Genomic DNA, 2,789 nt, shown 5'->3' with positions numbered 1-2,789 from the left:
TATCATCACCGGATTATCCATGATCTGACAGCCGTCCCTTATAGGATGCGGGTTCACTAGGCATCGTAGTGGAACATATTCTTACCGGGCCATACAACAAACCCACCAATAATTCAAGACGTCCTCCACGGGGCGCTTACGGTGGTATTACACCCGCTTAAAGTCGTTAACGCCAGAACGGCGAGCAGCAATAACTTGGTCATTTTTGTCAACCAGGTTCCAAAAATCCACGAATGCCAAAAGTCAGCTACCGCCGCCTCTAAGACGGCGTTTCCCGTAACGCGTTATTTAACCCGAGAGACATACTCGCCGGAGCGCGTATCCACTTTGATCACTTCACCAATCTGAACGAACAACGGTACTTTCACCACCGCACCGGTGGTCAGCGTGGCGGGTTTGCCGCCGGTGCCGGCGGTATCGCCTTTGAGGCCCGGGTCGGTTTCGGTGATTTCCAGCTCCACGAAGTTAGGCGGCGTCACGGCGATCGGCTGGCCGTTCCACAATGTCAGCACGCATTCGGCCTGTTCGACCAGCCATTTGGCGTTATCGCCAACGGCTTTGGCATCGGCGGCCAGCTGTTCAAAGTTTTCATTATTCATGAAATGCCAAAACTCACCGTCGCTGTACAGGTAAGTCAGGTTGATATCCATCACATCGGCGGCTTCCACCGAGTCACCGGATTTGAAGGTTTTTTCCAGCACTTTGCCGGAAACCAGCTTGCGCAGACGGACCCGGTTGAACGCCTGGCCTTTGCCGGGCTTCACGAATTCATTATCAATGATCGCGCACGGCTCGCCATCAAGCATGATTTTAAGACCGGAACGGAATTCATTGGTACTATAAGACGCCATGGTGGTCCTCTTAATATAAACTTGGTAATTAAGCCAAAAAATGGCACATATTATAATCCGAAATACGCCCGCTAGAGAAGAATGGTTACATCAACTTGCCGATGTCATCACCGACCCTGTGCAACTCCTGGAGCTTCTTGGGCTCGGGCAACACCCCGACCTGCGCGAGGGAGTCGAGGCGCGGCGCCTGTTCCCGTTTCGCGTTCCCTGCGCTTTTGCGGCGCGCATGCTACCGGGCGATCCGGACGATCCGCTCTTGCGCCAGGTGATTACGGCACGTGAGGAATTCGATCGAGCGCCGGGATTCAGCACCGATCCGCTGGACGAGCAGCACAGCGTGGTGCCCGGCCTGCTGCATAAATACCAAAACCGCGCGCTGATGCTGGTGAAAGGCGGCTGCGCGGTCAATTGCCGCTACTGTTTTCGGCGCCATTATCCCTATCAGGATAATCAGGGCAACAAAACGAATTGGCTGCGCGCCGTGGCCTATATCCGGCAGCACCCTGAACTGAATGAGATCATTCTTTCCGGCGGCGACCCGTTAATGGCTAAAGATCATGAGCTGGATGAGCTTATTTGTCTGTTGGAAGAGATCCCCCATCTGACCACCCTGCGCATTCACAGCAGGCTGCCGGTCGTCATCCCGGCACGTATTACCGCGTGTCTTTGCCAGCGGCTGGCCGGCTGCCGGCTGAAGGTGGTGCTAGTGACCCACATCAACCACGCCCGTGAAATCGATGCCGCCGTCTGCGACAGTATGACACGGCTGCGCAATGCGCGGGTGACATTACTCAACCAAAGCGTACTGCTGCGCGGCGTAAATGATAACGCTGATACGCTGGCCGCGCTCAGTGAAACCCTTTTCGCCGCCGGCATTTTACCCTATTACCTGCATGTGCTAGATAGGGTACAGGGGGCTGCGCATTTTATGGTGCAGGATACCCAAGCACGGGAGATTATGCGGCAACTGCTGGAGAAAGTGTCAGGCTATCTGGTGCCGAGGCTGGCGCGGGAAATTGGCGGCGAGAGCAGCAAGACACCGCTGGATCTGGGACTACGGCAACGCTGACGGCATTGGCTGTCCAGCGGCTAACGCGCCAGAGTGCGAAGGAGTGCCGGCAGGCTGGCGATAGTATAGTGGCTGCCCACCGGTTAACGCGCCGGGGCGCGGGGGATTACCGAGTAACGGGCCTGACCCGGCCTAGGTCGAGCAGCGCGCCTTTACCCTAAGCTTGCCGGAGAGGGCGCGCCATGGCCCGATGCCTGCCGGCGGAGTACAGCAGCCGGCAAACGGGCTCTACCGTGACCGCAGGGCATATAAGCAGGTCCGGGCATTACAGCATTAGGTAATTACGGCATTACGGGCAGTTATAGACCTGGCCCTGAATTTTGCTGTCCAGCGGCACAAAGCTCGCCAGGTAGGTTTCTTTTTTACTGACCGGGCTGCTGGCGCCGTAGATAACGTTGCCGCCCATTGTGGCCGCGCGGTTCCTCAAATCATTCGCGGCCCCACGCATGGCGCTGTTTTCGCCGTCCTGGCCGGAAAACCAGTTACTCTGGGTACCGGTAAGCTCGCCCAAAAGGCGGCACTCGCTGCCGGGCTGGGTATCGGTGAAACGCACCGACTGGCCGGCCGCTGTTAAATCATGCGTGCTGCTGCATCCCGCCACCAACAGACTGCCGGCACAAAGCATCATTAAGAATTTGGTCCGCATCTTTTTCCTCATGAATTCCTGAAGGGTATGGCAAATTTGCTGTGCGCGCCACGCTCCCCGCTGGCGCGCGGCCGGCCCGTTTTATCCGGCGGCCCGTCCTGTGGACGCCCTGATGAATTTATACCCTAAAACCCGCTTCGTTGATAATTTTTTACCAAAAAAACAAAAACCCCCGGCAAGCCGGGGGTTTCAACGCCATTAGCGATACGGGGGGANTNNNTNA

The 2,789-nt window shown here is 56.7% G+C and carries 3 protein-coding genes; 1 reads left to right on the top strand and 2 read right to left on the bottom strand.

From position 1 onward, the window contains the following. Nucleotides 1-284: 284 nt before the first annotated feature. Nucleotides 285-851, bottom strand: a complete 567-nt coding sequence (efp, locus tag ACMX3H_RS09135) for an elongation factor P (RefSeq protein WP_415210583.1) — start codon at nt 849-851, stop codon at nt 285-287. 40 nt (nt 852-891) lie between these two features. On the opposite strand from efp, the gene epmB reads away from it, so the two are divergent. Continuing rightward, nucleotides 892-1,920 (top strand): EF-P beta-lysylation protein EpmB, encoded by a 1,029-nt coding sequence (epmB, locus tag ACMX3H_RS09130; protein ID WP_415210582.1) that lies wholly within the window; start codon nt 892-894, stop codon nt 1,918-1,920. Nucleotides 1,921-2,209: 289 nt separating this feature from the next. Here epmB and ACMX3H_RS09125 read toward each other — a convergent pair whose 3' ends face one another. Further along, on the bottom strand, nt 2,210-2,566 hold the full coding sequence (locus ACMX3H_RS09125; protein WP_415210581.1) for a DUF4156 domain-containing protein: 357 nt from the start codon (nt 2,564-2,566) through the stop codon (nt 2,210-2,212). Nucleotides 2,567-2,789: the final 223 nt, after the last annotated feature.

Origin of the sequence: Sodalis sp. (in: enterobacteria) (assembly GCF_047607725.1) — a bacterium.
Taxonomy (GTDB): Bacteria; Pseudomonadota; Gammaproteobacteria; order Enterobacterales; family Enterobacteriaceae; genus JBLKSS01.
Note: the sequence above shows the minus strand (reverse complement) of the source record. Positions and strands in the feature narration are given on the sequence as shown.